This is a genomic window from Collinsella sp. SGI.033, from assembly GCF_050315135.1.
Lineage (GTDB): Bacteria > Actinomycetota > Coriobacteriia > Coriobacteriales > Coriobacteriaceae > Collinsella.
On record NZ_JBNPOK010000003.1, the window covers coordinates 81,377 to 101,174 of the forward strand.

General features: G+C 61.6%; 15 protein-coding genes. 12 read left to right on the forward strand and 3 right to left on the reverse strand.

Annotated features, from left to right (window positions below):
• Position 1 precedes the first annotated feature (1 nt).
• The 6 genes from ACQRC0_RS01915 to ACQRC0_RS01940 all read left to right on the forward strand — a co-directional run bounded on the left by ACQRC0_RS01915 (position 2) and on the right by ACQRC0_RS01940 (position 8,819).
• Complete coding sequence (locus tag ACQRC0_RS01915; protein WP_427727348.1) at positions 2–844, forward strand: nucleotide exchange factor GrpE; 843 nt, start codon at positions 2–4, stop codon at positions 842–844.
• Between the two features lie 107 nt (positions 845–951).
• Complete coding sequence (locus ACQRC0_RS01920; RefSeq protein ID WP_154518131.1) at positions 952–1,917, forward strand: DnaJ C-terminal domain-containing protein; 966 nt, start codon at positions 952–954, stop codon at positions 1,915–1,917.
• Positions 1,918–1,989: 72 nt separating this feature from the next.
• Complete coding sequence (locus ACQRC0_RS01925) at positions 1,990–2,406, forward strand: heat shock protein transcriptional repressor HspR (protein WP_427719306.1); 417 nt, start codon at positions 1,990–1,992, stop codon at positions 2,404–2,406.
• 535 nt (positions 2,407–2,941) lie between these two features.
• On the forward strand, positions 2,942–5,242 hold the full coding sequence (locus ACQRC0_RS01930) for a hydratase (RefSeq protein ID WP_427727351.1): 2,301 nt from the start codon (positions 2,942–2,944) through the stop codon (positions 5,240–5,242).
• A gap of 621 nt (positions 5,243–5,863) precedes the next feature.
• Positions 5,864–8,491 (forward strand): ATP-dependent chaperone ClpB, encoded by a 2,628-nt coding sequence (gene clpB / locus ACQRC0_RS01935; protein ID WP_427727353.1) that lies wholly within the window; start codon positions 5,864–5,866, stop codon positions 8,489–8,491.
• A gap of 133 nt (positions 8,492–8,624) precedes the next feature.
• Positions 8,625–8,819, forward strand: coding sequence for a hypothetical protein (locus ACQRC0_RS01940; RefSeq protein WP_427727355.1), 195 nt, complete (start codon positions 8,625–8,627; stop codon positions 8,817–8,819).
• Positions 8,820–8,950: 131 nt separating this feature from the next.
• Here ACQRC0_RS01940 and ACQRC0_RS01945 read toward each other — a convergent pair whose 3' ends face one another.
• The 3 genes from ACQRC0_RS01945 to ACQRC0_RS01955 form a co-directional block, all read right to left on the reverse strand.
• Positions 8,951–10,438: a hypothetical protein gene (locus tag ACQRC0_RS01945; RefSeq protein WP_427727357.1), complete on the reverse strand. Its 1,488-nt coding sequence runs from the start codon at positions 10,436–10,438 to the stop codon at positions 8,951–8,953.
• 232 nt (positions 10,439–10,670) lie between these two features.
• Positions 10,671–11,678 (reverse strand): DUF5692 family protein, encoded by a 1,008-nt coding sequence (locus tag ACQRC0_RS01950; RefSeq protein ID WP_154518417.1) that lies wholly within the window; start codon positions 11,676–11,678, stop codon positions 10,671–10,673.
• A gap of 62 nt (positions 11,679–11,740) precedes the next feature.
• Complete coding sequence (locus tag ACQRC0_RS01955; RefSeq protein ID WP_427727359.1) at positions 11,741–12,403, reverse strand: TetR/AcrR family transcriptional regulator; 663 nt, start codon at positions 12,401–12,403, stop codon at positions 11,741–11,743.
• Positions 12,404–12,591: 188 nt separating this feature from the next.
• Between ACQRC0_RS01955 and ACQRC0_RS01960 the strand changes: the two genes are divergently transcribed.
• The 6 genes from ACQRC0_RS01960 to ACQRC0_RS01985 all read left to right on the forward strand — a co-directional run bounded on the left by ACQRC0_RS01960 (position 12,592) and on the right by ACQRC0_RS01985 (position 19,658).
• On the forward strand, positions 12,592–15,369 hold the full coding sequence (locus ACQRC0_RS01960; protein WP_427727361.1) for an FAD-dependent oxidoreductase: 2,778 nt from the start codon (positions 12,592–12,594) through the stop codon (positions 15,367–15,369).
• Positions 15,370–15,568: 199 nt separating this feature from the next.
• Positions 15,569–15,997 carry a hydrogenase maturation nickel metallochaperone HypA gene (locus ACQRC0_RS01965; RefSeq protein ID WP_427727363.1) on the forward strand — a complete coding sequence of 143 codons (429 nt, stop codon included), beginning with the start codon at positions 15,569–15,571 and terminating at the stop codon, positions 15,995–15,997.
• A 378-nt stretch (positions 15,998–16,375) separates the two neighbouring features.
• Positions 16,376–17,365 (forward strand): PTS sugar transporter subunit IIB, encoded by a 990-nt coding sequence (locus ACQRC0_RS01970; protein WP_154518426.1) that lies wholly within the window; start codon positions 16,376–16,378, stop codon positions 17,363–17,365.
• 18 nt (positions 17,366–17,383) lie between these two features.
• Entirely contained in the window at positions 17,384–18,202 is an 819-nt protein-coding gene (locus tag ACQRC0_RS01975) for a PTS mannose/fructose/sorbose transporter subunit IIC (protein ID WP_055285302.1), read from the forward strand.
• 16 nt (positions 18,203–18,218) lie between these two features.
• Positions 18,219–19,139 carry a PTS system mannose/fructose/sorbose family transporter subunit IID gene (locus ACQRC0_RS01980; protein ID WP_154518429.1) on the forward strand — a complete coding sequence of 307 codons (921 nt, stop codon included), beginning with the start codon at positions 18,219–18,221 and terminating at the stop codon, positions 19,137–19,139.
• Between the two features lie 120 nt (positions 19,140–19,259).
• The gene (locus tag ACQRC0_RS01985; protein WP_427719318.1) at positions 19,260–19,658 is read left to right on the forward strand and encodes a DUF956 family protein; all 399 of its coding nucleotides are present in this window, start codon (positions 19,260–19,262) and stop codon (positions 19,656–19,658) included.
• The last annotated feature ends 140 nt before the right edge of the window (positions 19,659–19,798 follow it).

Here is a 19,798-nt window from a genome sequence, read left to right on the forward strand (position 1 = left end):
CATGTCCGCCCGTAAAGCTCGCACGGAGGCGGCTGCCGTTGGAGCCGCCCCCGTTGACTCTGAGGAGAAGGACGTGAAGATTCCCGTAGAGGCCGTCGACGATACCGAGGCCAACGAGGCCGAGGCCGCCGAGGCTGTCGAGAACCAGGTAGAGGATTCCAACAAGGAGGCGACGATGACCGAGGACGAGATGGTGGAAGCCGCTATCCGCGCCGGTGAGGAAGCCGCCGACAACGACTTTAAGCTCAAGTTCGAGCAGGCCCAGAAGGAGCTTGCCGATGTGCGCAATGAGCTCGATGCTGCGGCAGAGGCTCAGAAGGCTGCCGAGGACAAGGCGAAGGACGCCACCGAGCGCACCGCCCGTCTGCAGGCCGACTGGGAGAACTTCCGTCGCCGCACCGCCAGCGAGCGTATCGCCGAGCGTGAGCGCGCGACCGAGAAGCTCGTCACTGCGCTGCTGCCGGTGGTCGACGATATCGAGCGCGCGATCGACCATGCCCGCAGCCAAGAGCTTGCCGACGACTTTAAGCAGTTCGTCGACGGCGTCGACGCGGTGCATGCCAAGCTACTCGATGTGTTTGCGCACGAGGGCGTTGAGCCCATCGACCCCAAGGGCGAGGCGTTCGATCCGCTCGAGCACCAGGCTGTGGGTCGCGTCGAGGACTCGTCGCAGTACGACGAGACCGTCAACGACGTGTACCAGAAGGGCTACCGCATGGCGGACCGCATCCTGCGTTCCGCGATGGTGACGGTGACCTACGGTGGCGAAAAGCGCCCCGCACCGGAGCCCGAAGCGGCGCCCGAGGATGCTGCGGCCGATACGGCCGAGAGCACCGAGGAGTAATTGAGAAGGGCCCCGGGGCAACACCCGGGGCCCTTTCTGGCCTAGTGCCATATGAAAGCATGAGCCGCCGCCCGCTGGGCGACGGATAAAACAGGAGAGGAGCTACGATGGCTGCAGGCAAAACCTTCTATGACATCCTGGGCGTATCCAAGAGCGCCTCCGACAAAGAGATCAAGAGCGCGTTTCGCAAGCTCGCGCAAAAATATCACCCCGACGCTGGCGGCGACGAGGCCAAGTTCAAGGAGATCAGCGAGGCCTACGAGACGCTTTCGGACGAGAAGAAGCGCAAAGAGTACGACCAGATGCTCATGTTTGGCGGCATGCCGGGCGCAGGCGGCGCGTATGGCGGCGGCTACGGTGCCGGCGCGGGTGCCAGCGGCTGGGGCGACATCTTCGACAGCATCTTTAGCGGCAACGGCGCCTGGGGCAGCGATTGGGGTTCGGGCTTTGCCGGGGCTGCGGGCGCTGCCGGTGCCGGCGCGGGTCGCAGCCGCGCTCGCAAGGGCGGCGACCTGTCGCTGACCGTCGATGTGACGGCCGAGGACGCGTTTCGCGGCGTGACGCACAAGGTCACCTATCGCATTCCCTCGACAGGCGAGCAGCAGACCATTACGGTCTCGGTGCCCGCGGGCGCGGTCGACGGCGGCAAGCTACGCTACAAGCGTCGCGGCGAGTATGGCGTCGCCGGTGGCGAGCGCGGCGACCTGGTCGTGACCACGCATGTGGAGGAGCACCCGCTGTTTAAGCGCAAAGGCGCCGACGTGACCATGGAGGTACCGGTCTCGGTCTACGAGGCGGCGCTCGGCTGCACGGTGGACGTGCCCACGCCCGGCGGTGCGACGGTCCGTTTGAAAGTGCCTGCGGGTACCCAGACGGGCAAGAAGTTCCGCTTTAAGGAGATGGGGGCGCCCGACGTTAAGCACCGTGGCCGTACGGGCGCGCTGCTCGTCGAGATCAAGGTACAGGTTCCCACGAACCTATCCGATGACGAGCGCGATGCCATGACCAAGCTGCGCGAGGCCGACACGCGCGACTACCGCGAGAAAGTTAACCGTTACAAGGCGACGTTCTAGGGCGGTCGCGGTGCACGCCCACGCCTGCGGGCTTATGATGGACGATAACGAGACGGAAAGGGGTCAGGTAGCATGGCCGAGGACAATAGGAACAAACCGCTGTACATGATCAGCGTGGCGGCCGAGCTGACCGGCATGCATCCGCAGACTCTGCGCGTCTACGAGTCCAAGGGCCTGGTGAACCCCCAGCGCTCGGGCGGCAACACGCGCCTGTATTCGCGTGCCGATATCGAGCGCCTGGAGCTCATCAACCAGCTGACCGACGAGGGCATCAACCTTGCCGGCGTGGTGCGCATCCTCGATATGAAGGAGCGTGCCGAGGAGCGCGAGCGCGAGAACGAAAAGCTCCGCGCCCGCATGCGCCAGCTCGAGGACGAGCTGCACGAGTACAAGATGCAGAAGAAGATCACCTCCCTGGCCCCGCGCGATGGCTCGGTTAATCCCGAACAGGTCATGCGCAAGCTACTGGGAGCCGGCGGGGATCTCTAGGTTCCGCCGTTCTAACGAACGGCGGACCGGTCGACGCTGCGCGCCGCCCAGAGCGACAATTTGTCATTCAAAAGGCAAGGCATGACCAGAAGGTCTATGCCTTGCCTTTTTCATGCCAACTTGTTCGCTCTGGACGTCGCTCGCTGTCCGTCCTCTACCTGCGGCGTTGCCATGGTCCGGATGCGGCACTTGGGGACGCCCCTCACTTTGGAAATGCGGCCCGCTCGCTGTCCGTCCTCTACCTGCGGCGTTGCCTTGCTCCGGATGCAGTAGTCGTTGGTAGTCATTGGGGCCCGCTCGCTGTCGTTGCCAAAGCATCGGCGTTGTTATGGGTAGTCATTGGGGACGTTCTTAAATGACTAGTCGAAAGGGACGCTCTTGCACCAAATCTGCTGACCCACATCGGGCTCGTCCTGTACTTTACCAAGATAAAGTGAACGTGCAGATTCGTAACCCATTCGCAACCGTTCTATGGCACGATATTGAACGAATGCATGCTATGCGCCCAAATCTTTTGGGCAGAGTGGGAGGCAGTATGGTCAAGCTGTACGAGGACGGTATCTACCTGCGCGGCGGCAGCGAGGTTGTGCCTGCGGCCGAGGCTGCCGAGCGCGGTATTACGCAGACGCCCGAGGATGCCAAGCGCGGCACCATCGCGTATTCGATCCTCCAGGCACACAATACGTCCGGCGACCCCGAGGCGCTCAAGATTCGCTTCGATGCCATGGCGAGCCACGACATCACCTTCGTCGGCATCATCCAGACGGCGCGCGCCTCGGGCATGGAGCAGTTCCCGCTGCCCTACGTGCTCACCAACTGCCATAACTCGCTGTGCGCCGTGGGCGGCACCATCAACGAGGACGACCACGTCTTTGGCCTTTCCGCGGCTAAGAAGTACGGCGGCATCTTCGTTCCGCCGCACATCGCCGTCATCCACTCCTTTATGCGCGAGAACTTCGCCGGTTGCGGCAAGATGATCCTGGGCTCCGACTCGCACACCCGCTATGGCGCCCTGGGCACCATGGCCGTGGGCGAGGGCGGCGGCGAGCTGGCAAAGCAGTTGCTGCGCGACACCTACGACGTTGCCTATCCCGGCGTCGTCGCTATCTACCTCACGGGCGCCCCGCGTCCCGGCGTCGGCCCGCACGACGTGGCGCTCGCCATCATCCGTGCCGTTTTTGCCAAGGGCTATGTCAAGAACAAGGTCATGGAGTTTGTGGGCCCCGGCATCGCGAGCATGACGACCGATTACCGCAACGGCGTCGACGTCATGACCACCGAGACCACCTGCCTGTCGAGCATCTGGGCCACCGACGAGGACACGCACGCGTTTTTGGCCATGCACGGTCGCGGCGACGACTACCGCGAGCTCAAGCCCGCCGATGTCGCCTACTACGACGGTTGCGTCGAGGTCGATCTGTCGAGCATCAAGCCCATGATCGCGCTGCCATTCCATCCTTCCAACGGCTTTGAGATCGAGGAGCTCAACGAGAACCTCGAGGACATCCTGCATGAGGTGGAGCTCGAGGCCGCCAAGATCGGCGAGGGCAAGACGCACTTTAGCCTGCTCGACAAGATCGTCGACGGCAAGCTTCACGTGCAACAGGGCGTTATCGCCGGCTGCTCGGGCGGCAACTACGACTCCGTGGTCCAAGCTGCCCGCGTGCTCAAGGGCGCCAACACCGGCTGCGGCGAGTTCTCGCTGTCGGTCTATCCCACGAGCCAGCCCGTGGCACTCGAGCTTACACGCCGCGGCTACATTTACGACCTTATGGAGGCCGGCGCGATCGTGCGCACGGCGTTCTGCGGTCCGTGCTTTGGCGCCGGCGACACGCCTGCCAACAACGGTCTGTCCATCCGCCACACCACGCGCAACTTCCCCAACCGCGAGGGTTCCAAGCCGGGCAATGGTCAGCTGAGCGCCGTGGCCCTAATGGACGCTCGCTCCATTGCGGCGACGGCTGCCAACGGCGGCGTCCTGACGCCGGCGACCGACCTGCCCGAGGAGACTTGGGACGAGGCCTGCGAGTACACCTTTGACGACGCGCCGTACAAAAAGCGCGTGTACTGGGGCTTTGGCAAGGCAGAGCCTGCCGACGAGCTGGTCGAAGGTCCCAACATCAAGCCGTGGCCCGCGATGGAGCCTCTCGGCGACGATATCCTGCTCAAGGTGTGCTCCAAAATCATGGACCCGGTCACCACGACCGACGAGCTCATTCCCTCGGGCGAGACGAGCTCCTTCCGCTCCAACCCGCTGGGCCTGGCAGAGTTTACGCTCAGCCGCCGCGATCCGGCCTACGTGGGTCGTTCCAAGGAGGTCGACGCCGTGGAGAAGCGCCGCGTTGCCGGCGAGGCGGCAGGCGACCTGGCGGCACTCGATGCCGAGCTTGCCGGCGTGTTTGAGGCGCTGGCCGGCGCCGGCGTCGCGGCAGATGCCAAGGCGACCGAGTACGGCTCCATGCTCTATGCCAAGAAGCCCGGTGACGGTTCTGCCCGCGAGCAGGCCGCGAGCTGCCAGCGCGTAATTGGCGGCCTGGCCAACATCGTCCACGAGTACGCCACCAAGCGCTATCGCTCTAACGTGATGAACTGGGGCATGGTGCCCTTCCAGATGGAGGCCGAGCCCAACTTTGAGGTGGGCGACTACGTCTTCGTGCCGGGTATCCGTGCTGCGCTCGACGGCGACCTAAAGGACATCGCTGCCTACGTGGTGCGCGCCGATGGTGCGGTCGAGCAGATTGAGCTCTACATTGCCGATATGACGGCAGAGGAGCGTGCCATCGTCAAGGCCGGCTGCCTGATCAACTACAACAAGTTCAAGGCCGCTGTCGAGTAACGCACTTAATTGTCCGCCCGGGGCTTATCCTTTCCCGCCCGCTCACGCGCTTCGCGAGGGTCGCCCGAGGGAAAGGTGTGGCAGGGGCTACCGCGACGTTCTCGTTGGGTCTTGAGGGACGCTAATAAATAGACTTGCTTGATGCCGCCTCTGTTAATGGGGCGGCTTCTTTTTTGTCGAAAACCGCCACAAAGGGGACAGGCACCTTTGTGGCGGTTCTCGGTTTGTCTCGATCTGTAACATCTTGGCTGCTAAAAGTGGGCCTGGTGTTACAGATTTAGATTTTCGATTCGGGTGTCTTCTGTTCGTCTCGATTTGTAACAGATAGAGCTCTATTTGCCGAGTAGATGTTACAGATTGAGACAAACGGGTGCCGCTGGCCATTTCATCTTGATTTGTAACATCTGGAGCCATAAACAGTCGCTAGATGTTACAGATTGAGATAGTAAGGGGACAAGTCCGCAGCGGGTGAGCGTGCCTGCTCCCTATCGCTTAATCACTCAGAAAATCTTATATATAGAGACTTAGATTTGTGTATAAGATCGTACAAAGCTGGCAACAATACTTCTCGGACAACGTGAAGCCGCCCCGTAGGGCGGCCGCCCCAAGAGAGGTGATTCCATGAGAATCGATAAGCTAGCAATGACGTCGCGCGAGGCGTTGCAGACCGCCATGAGCACGGCTGCCGACGCGCAGGCCGGCGCGGTGGAGCCGATTCACCTGCTGTCCGCCCTGCTCGGTGCCGGCGAGCGCAATATCTCCGTGATTATCGAGCGCATCGGCGCCGACGCAGCCCAGCTTGCACACTCCACGCAAGATGCCATCGACCGCGCACCCAAGGTTTCGGGCGAGGGCCAGCAGATGGGCCTGTCCAACGAGCTCGTCCGTGTCATCGAGAAGGCCGAGAAAAAGGCCACCAAGATGGGCGACAGCTTTGTAGTGACCGAGCATCTGCTGATGGCGCTTGCCGAGGACAAAGGTGAGGCGGGCCGCGTGCTGCGCGATGCCGGCGTTACCAAGGAGCGTATCGAGCAGGTCTACGAGGAGCTGCGCGGCGATGACCGCGTGACGTCCGCCGAGGACAAGACCCAGTTTGAGGCACTGGAGCAGTACGGCCGCAACATCTGCGACCTGGCCCGTGCCGGCAAGCTCGATCCGGTTATCGGCCGTACCGACGAGATCCGTCGTACTATCCAGGTCCTGTCCCGTCGCACCAAGAACAACCCTGTGCTCATCGGTGAGCCGGGTGTCGGTAAAACGGCCATCGTCGAGGGCATCGCCCAGCGTATCGTGGCCGGCGACGTGCCGAGCACGCTGCGCGACCGCGACCTCATCGAGCTCGACATGAGCGCGCTGGTCGCCGGTGCCAAGTACCGCGGCGAGTTCGAGGACCGCTTGAAGGCCGTGCTCAAGGAAGTGCAGAAGTCCGAAGGCAAGGTCATCCTGTTCATCGATGAGCTCCACACCATTGTGGGCGCGGGTGCCACCGAGGGCTCCATGGACGCCGGCAACATCCTCAAACCGGCGCTCGCCCGCGGCGACCTGCACGCGATCGGTGCGACCACGCTCGACGAATACCGCAAGTACATCGAGAAGGACGCAGCGCTCGCCCGTCGTTTCCAGACCGTGATGGTCTCCGAGCCTACCGTCGAGGACACCATCTCGATTCTGCGTGGCCTCAAGGAGAAGTACGAGATCTTCCACGGCGTGCACATTACCGATAGCGCGCTCGTGGCCGCCGCCGATCTTTCCGATCGTTACATCGCCGACCGCTTCCTGCCCGACAAGGCCATCGACCTGGTCGATGAGGCCGCAAGCCGCCTGCGCATGGAGCTCGACAGCATGCCGGTCGAGATCGACGCCACCACGCGTCAGCTCACCCAGCTGCAGATCGAGGAACAGGCGCTCATGAAGGAGACCGACGACGCCTCCAAGGAGCGTCTGGAGACCCTGCGCCAGGAGATTGCCGAGGTTCAAGAAAAGCTCAACGTGCAAAAGGCCGGTTGGCTCAACCAAAAGAACGCCATCGACCATGTGCAGGAGCTCAAGGGCCAGCTCGATGAGGCCAAGAGCGAAGAGGAACGTGCGACGCGCAACGGAGACTTGGGCCGTGCGTCCGAGCTGCGTTACTCCGTGATTCCGGGTCTGCAACAGCAGATTCAGGATTCCGAGGCCGCGCTCGAGGCACAAAAGCAGCAGGACGGTGAAGGCCTCAACGAGCAGGTGACCTCCGACGAGATCGCCGAGGTCGTGAGCGCCTGGACCGGTGTGCCCGTCTCCAAGATGATGCAGGGTGAGCTCGACAAGCTGAAGGGCTTGGAAGGCGAGCTGCATAAGCGCGTCATCGGCCAGGATGAGGCCGTCTCCGCCGTCGCCGCGGCCGTGCGCCGTAGCCGTGCGGGCCTCTCCGATCCGGACAAGCCCATCGGCAGCTTCTTCTTCCTGGGCCCCACCGGTGTGGGCAAGACCGAACTCGCCAAGGCGCTGGCCGAGTGCCTGTTCGATGACGAGCGCGCACTCGTGCGTATCGACATGTCCGAGTACATGGAGAAGTTCAGCGTTCAGCGTCTGATCGGTGCGCCCCCGGGATACGTGGGCTACGACGAGGGTGGACAGCTCACCGAGGCCGTGCGCCGTCGCCCGTACTCCGTGATCTTGCTCGACGAGATGGAGAAGGCTCACCCGGATGTCTTCAACGTGCTGCTGCAGGTGCTCGACGACGGTCGTCTGACCGATGGTCAGGGTCGTCAGGTGTCCTTCAAGAACACGATCATCATCATGACGTCCAACGTGGGCTCCAAGGCTATCGCCGATCTTTCGGGCAAGGACGAGGAGGAGATGCGCCATCAGGTTGACGCGGCCATGGCTCAGACTTTCCGTCCCGAGTTCCTCAACCGTATCGACGATATCGTGGTGTTCCATCCGCTCGGCATGGCGCAGATCGAAAAGATCGTCGATATTCAGCTCGCCGACGTCCGCGCACGTCTGGCCAAGGAGCGCATGACGCTTGCCATCACCCCGGCGGCCAAGCAGATGCTCGCCGTGGGCGGTCTGGACCCGGTCTTTGGCGCCCGTCCGCTCAAGCGTCTGGTGCAGCGCGAGGTTGTGGACGCCATCGCCGCCGCTATCATCGACGGTACGGTGCGTGAGGGCGATCAGGTGACGGTTGACGTCGACAAGGACGGTGCCTTTACCGTCGTGTGCGACAACACGCCGTCTGCCACCTACGAGGTGCCCGACGCCGAGTAGATTGTTGGGCCATGCCTTAAAATCTACCTTTTGAGCCAAACGCCAAGGGCGGCGGATCCAATTGGGTCCGCCGCCCTTTTTCGTGCGACAATCGATAGTGTTGAACATGAGTACATGGCAAGGAGCTATGCAGATGAAAGACGAGAACGAGACGAACGCACCGGCGCCTGAGCCAGCGCCCGCCGCACCCAAGCCTTCGCCCAAGCCGGCACCCAAGCCGCGCGACCCCTACATCCGTGCCGAGAACGAGGACGACGACGGCTACGATCCCTACAGCGATCGCCGCCCCGAGCGCGAGCCGATGTTCGAAGCCGATCCGTGGCGCTAACTCCTGCAGGGTAGCTAATTTGGGACGGGGCTTTTTTAGCTGCCCCGGCTGGTAATGTGCCGGTTTAGTCGATTAACGGTCGGGGCAGCTAAAAAGCCCCGTCCCAAATTAGCTACCCTCGCTGCGGCCGGCTAGTCTTGGGCCTTGATGCTTGGCATCAGAATCTGAGCGAGGTAGTCGGTCTCGAGTTTGGTGGCAGCGTCGGCCTTGCCGTCTTTGCCGACCAGTACGTTCTTGATCTGGCTATAGGTATAGCGGTTGCCGGTTGTAAGCTCGACAAGATCGATGGCCGTGTCCATGGGGTAGGTCGACACGGGGTCTTGTGTGCGCCCGTTGATGGTCTGGGGCACCACATACGGATAGACGGGGCCGCTGGCGTAGACCGTGTAGCCGTTGCCAAGGCTTGCCGCACCTAAAACCGTATCGCCCTTATCGGGCGTAAAGCTCTCGCCGTCGCGCACTGCGACAAGCGTCACGATCGGCGTATTGCTGTCGCTGGCAAGATAGATGCACAGCGTATTGCCGTTTTGCCAAGTCGCGACTTTGCCGTACCACTCAACGGGAATATCGAGCTGATACAGGTTCGTTGCCTTATGCCGGGCATCGGCGTCGCGGGCCGCCTGCGCCTCGCGGGAACTCATGGCATTGACGGCGGCGTCACGGCGCGCGGTTGCCGCCTGCTGGAGCACCTTTGCGACCGCGGCAGAGCTCGCGCCGCCCTCCTCGGCGTACTTGGCCGCGGCATCGATCTGGTCGTCGGTCACCGTGTCTGCCGAAGGTACCTTAAGCTTAAAGGATGCCTGAGCGCTCAGGTCCTGCCCGTCGCTCTTTACGCTAACCTGCGCCTTGGTGGTTGGCACGGTGTAAATGGTACCGTCGGCTGCGATGGGGGACCCAGCGATGGAGAGCGTATAGTCGCCAGGCAGCAGCTTAATACCGCGACCGTGCTCATCAACATAGAGCGTCTCGCTCACGGAGGAGCCGTCAGAGTCTTGCCCGCTCACCTGCACGGGAATCTTGGAGCCGGTGGAACAGTCGAGCCCTGCGGCATGTACGCCAATCTGCACCGACATCATGGTGTGGGCGTTGACGGCAGCGACGGCAGCCTGTTCTTGTTGGTATCCGTTCCAAGCGGCATAGCCCGCGCCGCCGGCAACGAGCGCGGCGGCAACGATGCCGGCAACCATCAAATTGCGTCGCTTGGGCGACATCTTGTGATGGCGAGCCTCGGCTTCGCGTGCCGAGGGAACGGACGGCAGGGGAATATCGCCCATGGCGATGGTCTCGTCGACGGCCGGCGCAGAACCCAGGCCAGGAAGCTCGCGGGTGAGCGAGTCATCGGCAGGCAAGCTGCCAAGCAGGGCGGTCTCTTCTCCCGAGGCGGATTCCGACTGGACGTCGTCCTTGCTATCGTCCTCTTCGGCTTCGGCCTCGTCAGAAGCGTCTTTGGCGTCGCTGCCTTCGTCCTCAGTGCCTTCGCGCACCTCGTCCTGCGCGTCGACGGCCAAATCGCTCAACGAGAGCTCGTCTAACGCAATCCGGTCAAGGCTCTCCAGGGCCTCGGCACATGCTTCCGCATCCTGGGCCGCATCCTCGTGGCCACGTGTCTCATCGCTCATATATCCCCCAATGCAATATCGGCTCAACACTGTACCCAAAAATGGAGTCATATAAAGCGCATGCGAAATATAAGATCCGATTTAACCCGAGCGTATCGTTCAGCCGCGTCCTCGCGGCAGCAAAAGGCCCCCGGAACGCGAACGAATCACGTTTCGGGGGCTCTGCAGTGCGTTGAGTTGTGCGGAGCCGGCTATGCCGCTTCGTGCTCAAGCGATGTTTGCGTCAGGCGCGTTACTCGGCGTGCGCGTAATCAACCTTGGCGCGACGGGCAGTGGCCTTCTCCCAATCGCTGGTGCCCTCAAAGACATCCTGCTTGTAGGGGTTGCGGCCGAGCTTCTTGGCACGGTAGGCGACGTAGATGATAGCGGCGATGTTGGCGACCAGTGCGACGATCGAGACCGCGGTGGCGGCGCCGGGGTCGAGCGTGGAGTGCGTCACAAAGATGGACTCCTCCTGGAAGTAGGGGAACACCTGGGCAAACATGCACCAAATGGCCAGCGTAAAGGCGCGGTTCTGGATCCAGCCGCCCTTGTTCCAGATAAAGGCGGCGACGGTGGGCGCCAGCAGCAGCGCAAAGCCGCAGAACCAGGAGTGGGTGGGCAGGCAGTTGTAGGTGTAGCAGAAGTTCCAGATATCGTAGGCGATGATGTAGACCCAGGTCATGTCGGGCCACAGCATGTCGGTCTTGTCCTCGGAGGCGTAGACGCTCCACCAACCGGTCATGCAGAAGATGTTGATGATACCGGCGATGCCGTTGAACACGTTGTTCCAGCCGGCCAGCTGCGTAGCACCTTCGGAGGTGACCCAGGTGGACTCGCCCAGGACAAAGAAGTGATAGGCGCTCTCAAAGTCGGACACGACGGCGATCAAGATGTTGATGGCGACGATCACAAACGGCCATGCGCGGAACCAATGCGCCTTGCCGATCTTGCCCCACTGGTACTTAATGGCAATGAAGCCCCAGCAGCCGGCCAGCGCCGCGTATACCTTGGCGTAATGGAACCAGCTGTTCTGGTATACATGGGTGGGGTTGGTGAGCGCCCACTCGGCACCCTGCGAAACGCCGACGGCGATGGCGATGCAGTAGATGGTCATGGCCAGCGGAGCCACGCCAAAGATGATGGCCGCGCCGAGCTTGGTACGGCGGCCGACCTCGTTGAGTACGATCAAGCCGATAAAGACCATCGCCCAGCCGGCCCAGTGGATAAGGGTATCGCTACCCCAAACATCGAACAGCATGCTGCTCTCCTTTCATACGCCCGCGGCCCCTCTTCCGTCGCGGGCAGTTTGGCCAAATGTCATCAGTTCCTGGGCTTGCGCTCGGAATACTTGGCGGTGTAGCCCTCGATGTGGAGTGTCGAGGCGATAATCTCCTTAACCGTCTCGTCGGGCACATCGGGGTGCGTGCGGATGTACATCAACAGCCCCATGATGAGGGTGTAAAACGTCTCGTAGACATGGTCGATGCGCAGGTCATGATGGGCGACAAAGTCCACCACGGTGGTGTCGCAGATGTATTGCGCCACGCGCTGGACCACGTTGTGCAGAAAGCCGCCGTAGAGCGCGCCGCTGCTCGAGGTGAGCGTGCTCGGCAGCTCGTGGCCGCTCACAACCAGGCGCTTAAAGAGCGGGGCGACGGTGTCGAGTGCGCCCTCGATATCACCGACGATGCGGCTGGCATTCCACTGCTCGAGCTCGGAGATAAAACCGTCGATTGCCTCGTCCATGACGGCGGTGACGGCGGCGTCCATGTCGACGAAGTAGTGGTAGAACAGCGAGCGCGTGCAGCCGGCTCGCTTGGTCACGGCCGAGACGGATAGATGGGACACGCCCAGCTCGGAGCTCACGGCGCGCACGGCGGCGAGAATCTCGCGACGGCGCTCGTCACCTGTCAGGCGCTTTGCCGCGCTGTCGGGCGTGGGGACGGCGTCGGCCACAGGGGTGCTCGCTGCGTTATCGCTCATGCGCTTGCCGCCTTTCATCCGTTTGGGCCCGACCGTTCGCCTAATAGTCTTGAATATTGTTGACGGTTCGTCAATACTATTTTTGACATAATGTCAACAATGGCGGGTGAACGGCATGGGGGCATGCCCGGCCTGCAAAAAGAGGGGCGCTGCGGCCTCGTCGGGCTGCGGCAAGAGAAGGGACAACCATGATTCTCAACGGACCGGGAATTAGCTACACCGAGCCCGACATCGGTTCGGAGTTCGTGCCGCCGCTGCCGGAGCATCCGCGCGAGGCCATTGTCAAGCTGTGCGAGCATTGCACCAACCGTCTGCTGCATCGCGACGAGCTGCTGGGCTACGAGTACTGGTCGTTTGCCGAGGCCGCAACCGACGAGCAGGCCGAAGTGCTCTGCAAGATGAAGATGCGCCGTCCCTATACGCTGCCCGAGATGGTCAAGCTCACCGGCATGCCCGAGGCCCAGATCGAGAAGATGCTCGACGACATGAGCTACACGGGTCTGCTCGAGTACAACTGGGAAAATCCCGAGCGCGCCAAGCAGTGGGTACTGCCCATGCTGGTGCCGGGTTCCGCCGAGTTCCTCAACATGCGCGTGAGCCAGCTCGAGGAGCATCCGGTCTATGCCAAGTTCTTTGAGCAGGCGTCCAAGGGGCCGCTGTCCAAAGCCACGCCGATGGTGCCGCCCGGAGGCGCCGGCATCGGCATGCACGTCATTCCGGTCGAGAAGGCTATCGATGCTTCGAGCACCTCGGTGCCGATCGAGCATATCGAGCATTGGCTCGACAAATACGATGGCAAATATGCCGCCAGCATCTGCAGCTGCCGCGCGAGCCGTCGTGTGATGGGCGAGGGCTGCGCCGACGACCCCGCCGACTGGTGCATTGCCGTGGGCGATATGGCCGACTATGTGGTTGAGACCGACCGCGGCCATTATGTGACGCGTGAGGAGGTCTATGACATCTTGCGCCAGGCCGAGGACAACGGCTTTGTGCACCAGATCACCAATATCGACGGCGAGAACAAGATCTTCGCCATCTGCAACTGTAACGTCAACGTGTGCTACGCCCTGCGCACCTCGCAGCTGTTCAACACGCCCAACCTGTCGCGCTCGGCCTATGTCGCCAAGGTCGAGAAGGACAAGTGCGTAGCCTGCGGTCGCTGCGTTGAGGTGTGCCCGGCTGGTGCCGTCAAGCTCGGCCAGAAGCTCTGCAGCAAAAAGGCCGGCGGACAGGTGCCCGAGTATCCGCGCCAGGAGCTGCCCGATGCCACCAAGTGGGACCACACCAAGTGGTCGCCCAACTACCGCAACGACAACCGCATCGAGACACACGATTCCGGCACCGCGCCCTGCAAGACGGCCTGCCCCGCGCACATTGCCGTTCAGGGTTATCTGAAGCTCGCGGCGCAGGGCCGCTATGACGAGGCGCTAGCGCTCATCAAGCGCGAGAACCCGCTGCCCGCTATCTGCGGCCGTGTGTGCAATCGCCGCTGCGAGGATGCCTGCACCCGCGGTCGCGTGGACGAGGCCGTGGCCATCGACGAGGTCAAGAAGTTTATCGCCCAGCGCGATCTGGATGCCGCGACCCGCTATGTCCCACCTGTGGTGACCCCGACGCGCGCCGGCGGCTTCGACCAGAAGATCGCCATCATCGGTGCCGGTCCGGCCGGCCTGTCCTGCGCTTTCTACCTGGCCGAGAAGGGCTACAAGCCCGTCGTGTTCGAGAAGAATGAGCGCCCGGGCGGCATGCTCACCTATGGCATTCCCAGCTTTAAGCTGCAGAAGGATGTTATCGAGGCCGAGGTCGAGGTCATTCGCCTGATGGGCGCCGAGTTCCGCTATGGCGTGGAGGTCGGTCGCGATGTGACGCTCGACGAGCTGCGCGAGCAGGGCTTTAAGGCCTTTTATGTTGCCATTGGCTGCCAGGGCGGCCGCCTCGCCGGTATTCCGGGCGAGGATGCCGAGGACGTGACCGTGGCCGTCGACTTTTTGCGCAAGGTCAACAGTGGCAAGATCGACGCGCTGTCCGGCCGCACCATCGTGGTGGGCGGCGGCAACGTGGCTATCGACGTCGCGCGCAACGCCTGCCGTCTGGGTTCCGAGCACGTTGAGATGTTCTGCCTGGAGAGCGAGGCCCAGATGCCCGCCAGCGAGGAGGAGCGTCGCGAGGCCGTTGAGGACGGCGCCCACATCAGCTGCGGCTGGGGCCCCAAGGAGGTTCACCTGGACGAGGCCGGTCGTGTGTGCGGTATCACCTTCAAGCGCTGCACGCGTGTCTTTGACGACGAGGGCCGTTTTGCGCCCGAGTACGACGAGAACGACCTGCGTCGTGTCGACGCCGACCGCGTGGTCATGTCGATCGGTCAGTCCATCGTGTGGGGCGACCTGCTGGCTGGCTCCAAGGTGGAGCTTGGCCGTGGCCAGGGTGCCCTTGCCGATCCTCAGACCTACCAGACCGCTGAGCCCGACATCTTTGTGGGCGGCGACGTCTACACCGGTCCGAGCTTTGCCATCAACGCCATCGCTGCCGGTCACGAGGCCGCCGTGTCCATCCACCGCTTTGTGCAACCGGGCTCCACGCTCACCATCGGCCGCAACCAGCGCCGCTACATCGCGCTCGACCGCGACGATGTCGTGATCGAGAGCTACGACAACGCGAGCCGCGAGGTTGCCCACGTGGACCGCGAGCGCGAGAAGGCCGAGCCCTTTAGCGAGTACGTCGAGACCTTTACCGAGGAGCAGGTGCGCGCCGAGACCGCCCGTTGTCTGGGTTGCGGTGCCTCGATCGTCGACCCCAACAAGTGTATCGGCTGCGGTCTGTGCACCACCAAGTGCGCGTTCGATGCCATCCATCTGGATCGCGACCGCCCCGAGTGCTCCACGATGGTCAAATACGAGCAAAAGCTCCCCAGCTTGGGCAAGTACGCGCTCAAGCGTGCCATCAAGATCAAATTCGGGAAGAAGTAATGAGATGCCGCCGTTCTAACGAACGGCGGCACTGCCGACGCTGCGCGGCGCCCAGATACCCCATCTTGCCCCTCAACTGCGGCGCCGCGGGCAAAAAGCCCAGCGGACGCCTTGTTTCGGGGCAACCTGGGGCACCTGGATCGCCGCTCGCTGATATATGGATTGACATCGTATCAACCGCTGCAGAAGGGTTTTCGCCTTGCATGAATTGGGAATCGTCTATCACATTATTCGCGATGTCGAGAACGTGGCGCGCGCCAATGGCGTGAGTCGCGTTTCGAGCGTCACGCTGCTGCTGGGCGAGGTCTCGGGCGTCGTTCCCGACTTGCTGCTCGACGCTTGGCGCTGGGCGGCAGATAAAAAGCCTATCACCGAGGGCGCGGAGCTTATCGTGGAGCCTGTCGAGGCCGTGACGCATTGCGAGGCGTGCGGCCGCGACTATGCGACGGTCGAGCACGGCAGGATCTGTCCCCATTGCGGTAGCGGCGAGACATACCTACTGCAGGGCCAGGAGGTCATGATCAAGCAGATTGAGACCCCCGACGAGGACCCGGCAGACACTGTTCCCGATGACCCCTCCGACGCCCCCGATGCCGTCGACGCTGCCAACCCCCTCCACATCGTCTAGCCCCTAGTCGTTGGGGACGTTCTTGTTTGACTAGTCGTTTAAGAACGTCCCCAATGACTACTTACGTTAGTGCATAAGTCACGCTAATAGTCAAGTTATGTCTGTTTAAACAAAATAACTGCAGTACAAGCGCATTCGCGCTTGCCTAAAATCGATATTAATGACCAGCCTGCTTGTATCTGTAAAATGAATGGCTTGATAAGTGACGCCTTGGCGTGTAATCCGTCAAAAAGCAGTAACGTAATCAACTTCTAACAAACCTAGACGTTTAAACAAATTATCCAATCATTCGCATTTTTCTCTATAATTTTACAGGACGAACAGGTATACTCCTTTCATGTCGTGTAGGAAATACGTAGACAAAGAGGAGGTTATGTGATGGTAAGTATTGTTCTTGCTAGCCACGGGGACTTGGCAGCCGGAATCAAGCAGACGGGCTCGATGGTCTTTGGCGATCAGCCGTCTGTGGCCGTGGTCTCGCTCGAGCCGAGCATGGGCCCCGACGACTTCCGTGCCAAGGTCGAGGAAGCAATCGCTTCCTTCGAGGACCAGGAGCAGGTGCTCTTCCTCGTTGATCTGTGGGGCGGCACGCCGTTCAACCAGATCAGCGGTCTCATCGAGGGCCACGATTCCTGGGCTATCGTCACCGGTGTCAACCTGCCTATGCTCATCGAGGCATATTCGCAGCGCTTTGACGCAAAGAACACTGCACATGCGATCGCAAAACATCTCGTGACTGAGGCTAAGGCTGGCGTGCGCGTCAAGCCCGAGTCTCTGGAGCCCGAGGAGAAGAAGCCGGCCACGGCCGCCGCTGCTCCTGCAGGCGCCATCCCTCCGGGAACGGTCATCGGCGATGGGCACATCAAGATCGCCCACGTCCGTATCGACACCCGTCTGCTGCATGGTCAGGTGGCCACCACGTGGACCAAGCAGATCAACCCCAACCGCATCATCGTGGTTTCCGACGGCGTTGCTCACGACGAGCTCCGCAAGACCATGATCGAGCAGGCTGCCCCTCCGGGAGTCCATGCCAACGTCGTGCCCATCAAGAAGATGGCCGAGGTTGTCAAGGACACGCGCTTTGGTGACACCAAGGCCATGCTGCTCTTTGAGAACCCGCAGGATCTGCTCAAGGCTATCGAGGCCGGCGTCGACATCAAGGAAGTCAACATCGGTTCCATGGCTCACTCCAAGGGCAAGGTCGTCGTCACCAACGCCGTCGCTATGGGCGATGACGACGTCAAGACTCTCGAGGCCCTCAAGGCCAAGGGCGTCAAGTTCGAGGTCCGCAAGGTTCCTTCGGATTCCTCCGAGGATCTCGACGCCATGTTGAAGAAAGCTAAGGCCGAACTGGCCGCTCAAGCATAGTAAAGGAGGGTCCGATACATGTCTGCAATCACTATTCTGCTTGTTGCGATTGTCGCGTTGCTTGCCGGTATGGAAGGCATTCTGGATGAGTTCCAGTTCCATCAGCCGCTCGTGGCATGCACGCTTATCGGTCTCGTAACCGGTCACCTTCAGGAGGGCATCCTCCTGGGCGGTTCGCTCCAGATGATGGCCCTTGGCTGGGCTAACGTCGGCGCCGCCGTCGCACCTGACGCCGCTCTGGCCTCGGTCGCTTCTTCGATCATCATGGTGCTCGCCCTCAACGGTGGCGCTACCGATTCGGCCAAGGCCGTTACCGCCGCCATCGCCGTCGCAGTCCCGCTGTCGGTCGCTGGTCTGTTCCTGACCATGATCTGCCGTACCCTGGCTACCGCTATCGCTCACGCCATGGACGGTTGCGCCGAGAAGGGCGACTTCTCCGGCATCGAGCGCTGGCAGTACGCCGCCATCCTCATGCAGGGCCTTCGTATCGCCATCCCGGCAGTACTTCTGTGCATCATCCCGGCCGAGGCGGTTACCAACGCGCTTAACGCTATGCCCGACTGGCTGTCCGGCGGCATGGCTGTCGGCGGCGGCATGGTCGCCTCCGTCGGTTACGCCATGGTCATCAACATGATGGCCACCAAGGAGACCTGGCCGTTCTTCATCCTCGGCTTTGTCCTTGCTGCCATCCCTCAGCTCACGCTGATCGCTCTTGGCCTCATCGGCATCTCCCTTGCCCTCATCTACCTTGGCCTCAAGGATCTGGCCAAGCAGGGTGGCGGCATGGGCGGTGGCTCCGGTGACCCGCTCGGCGACATTCTGAACGATTACGAGTAGGAGGGGAGTGATACATATGGCAGAGAACAAGATTCAGCTCACCAAGGCTGACCGCAAGAAGGTTTGCTTCCGTCATCAGTTCCTTCAGGGCTCGTGGAACTACGAGCGTATGCAGAATGGCGGCTGGTGCTTCGCAATGATCCCTGCGATCAAGAAGCTCTACACCAGCAAGGACGACCAGATTTCCGCGCTTAAGCGCCACCTGGAGTTCTATAACACCCATCCCTATGTTTCCGCCCCCGTCATTGGCGTTACCCTCGCTCTCGAGGAGGAGCGCGCCAACGGTGCACCGATCGATGACGTTGCCATTCAGGGCGTCAAGGTCGGTATGATGGGCCCGCTCGCCGGCGTCGGCGACCCCGCCTTCTGGTTCACCCTTCGCCCGATCCTGGGCGCTCTGGGCGCTTCCCTGGCCCTGTCCGGCAGCATCGCCGGTCCGCTGCTGTTCTTCTTCGCGTGGAATATCATCCGTTACGCCTTCCTGTGGTACACGCAGGAGTTTGGCTATAAGGTCGGCTCCTCCATCGCCAAGGACCTCTCCGGCGGTCTGATGGGCAAGGTCACCGAGGGTGCTTCCATCCTGGGTATGTTCATCATCGGCGCCCTGGTCGAGCGCTGGGTGTCCATCTCCTTCACCCCGGTCGTCTCCAAGGTCACGCAGTCTGCCGGCGCCTTCATTGACTGGGCTAACCTGCCTTCCGGTGCCGAGGGCATCAAGGAAGCGCTGACGATGTACAACTCCGTCGGTGCTACCGCCCTTGATCAGGTGAAGGTCACTACGCTTCAGGCTAACCTCGATCAGCTCATCCCCGGCCTTGCTGCCGTGTGCCTGACGCTGTTCGTCTGCAAGCTGCTCAAGAAGAAGGTCAGCCCGATCGTCATCATCCTGGCTCTCTTCGCCGTCGGTATCATCGGTCGCGTTTGCGGCTTCATGTAAGCACGCTTCGGCTTAAGACCGAGAGTTGCTAGGCAAGGGCTTTTGAGCCATTGAAACGGACCGCACCCGGTGGGTACACTGGATGCGGTCCGATTGTTTTATTTGGAGGGCGAGGCGCGCATGGCGCAATCTCAGAACAGCACGGTCGATCTGGCAACACCGGCAACCTGCCTGATGGGGCTTACCAGCCACGGTAACGTGATGGTGGGCAATAAGGCGTTCGAGTATTACAACGAGCGCAATCCCGAGGATTTTATTCAAATTCCGTGGGACGAGGTCGACTATATTGCCGCCGAGGTTTTGCGCGGCACTAAGAAGATCACGCGTTTTGCTATCTTTACCAAGGATAACGGCCACTTTACGTTTTCGACGCGCGACGACAAAGAGACGCTTCGTGCAGTTCGCAAGTACGTCGACGAGGATAAGCTCGTGCGTTCGCCCGACTTTATCGATGTGACGGCCAAGGGCGCCAAGAGCATCCCCTCCGTCATCAAAGGCCTTTTCCACAAAGGCAACTAGTCGCCTGCGACGTTCTTATACGACTAGTCATTTAAGAACGTCCCCAATGACTACCTGTAGCTCTTCGCGGGATTCGCTGGGGAAATATCATCCCAGTTTGAGCGCCTATTCTGGGATGCAGTTTCCGGAACAGGCTCATT

What these genes read in the sequence shown, in the direction of transcription:
- ACQRC0_RS01985 (WP_427719318.1), top strand. Translation starts at nt 19,260, where the DNA reads ATGGCGCAATCTCAGAACAGCACGGTCGATCTGGCAACACCGGCAACC.
- ACQRC0_RS01955 (WP_427727359.1), bottom strand. Translation starts at nt 12,403, where the DNA reads ATGAGCGATAACGCAGCGAGCACCCCTGTGGCCGACGCCGTCCCCACG.
- ACQRC0_RS01940 (WP_427727355.1), top strand. Translation starts at nt 8,625, where the DNA reads ATGAAAGACGAGAACGAGACGAACGCACCGGCGCCTGAGCCAGCGCCC.
- ACQRC0_RS01945 (WP_427727357.1), bottom strand. Translation starts at nt 10,438, where the DNA reads ATGAGCGATGAGACACGTGGCCACGAGGATGCGGCCCAGGATGCGGAA.
- ACQRC0_RS01980 (WP_154518429.1), top strand. Translation starts at nt 18,219, where the DNA reads ATGGCAGAGAACAAGATTCAGCTCACCAAGGCTGACCGCAAGAAGGTT.
- clpB (WP_427727353.1), top strand. Translation starts at nt 5,864, where the DNA reads ATGAGAATCGATAAGCTAGCAATGACGTCGCGCGAGGCGTTGCAGACC.
- ACQRC0_RS01925 (WP_427719306.1), top strand. Translation starts at nt 1,990, where the DNA reads ATGGCCGAGGACAATAGGAACAAACCGCTGTACATGATCAGCGTGGCG.
- ACQRC0_RS01960 (WP_427727361.1), top strand. Translation starts at nt 12,592, where the DNA reads ATGATTCTCAACGGACCGGGAATTAGCTACACCGAGCCCGACATCGGT.
- ACQRC0_RS01915 (WP_427727348.1), top strand. Translation starts at nt 2, where the DNA reads ATGTCCGCCCGTAAAGCTCGCACGGAGGCGGCTGCCGTTGGAGCCGCC.
- ACQRC0_RS01970 (WP_154518426.1), top strand. Translation starts at nt 16,376, where the DNA reads ATGGTAAGTATTGTTCTTGCTAGCCACGGGGACTTGGCAGCCGGAATC.
- ACQRC0_RS01950 (WP_154518417.1), bottom strand. Translation starts at nt 11,678, where the DNA reads ATGCTGTTCGATGTTTGGGGTAGCGATACCCTTATCCACTGGGCCGGC.
- ACQRC0_RS01920 (WP_154518131.1), top strand. Translation starts at nt 952, where the DNA reads ATGGCTGCAGGCAAAACCTTCTATGACATCCTGGGCGTATCCAAGAGC.
- ACQRC0_RS01975 (WP_055285302.1), top strand. Translation starts at nt 17,384, where the DNA reads ATGTCTGCAATCACTATTCTGCTTGTTGCGATTGTCGCGTTGCTTGCC.
- ACQRC0_RS01930 (WP_427727351.1), top strand. Translation starts at nt 2,942, where the DNA reads ATGGTCAAGCTGTACGAGGACGGTATCTACCTGCGCGGCGGCAGCGAG.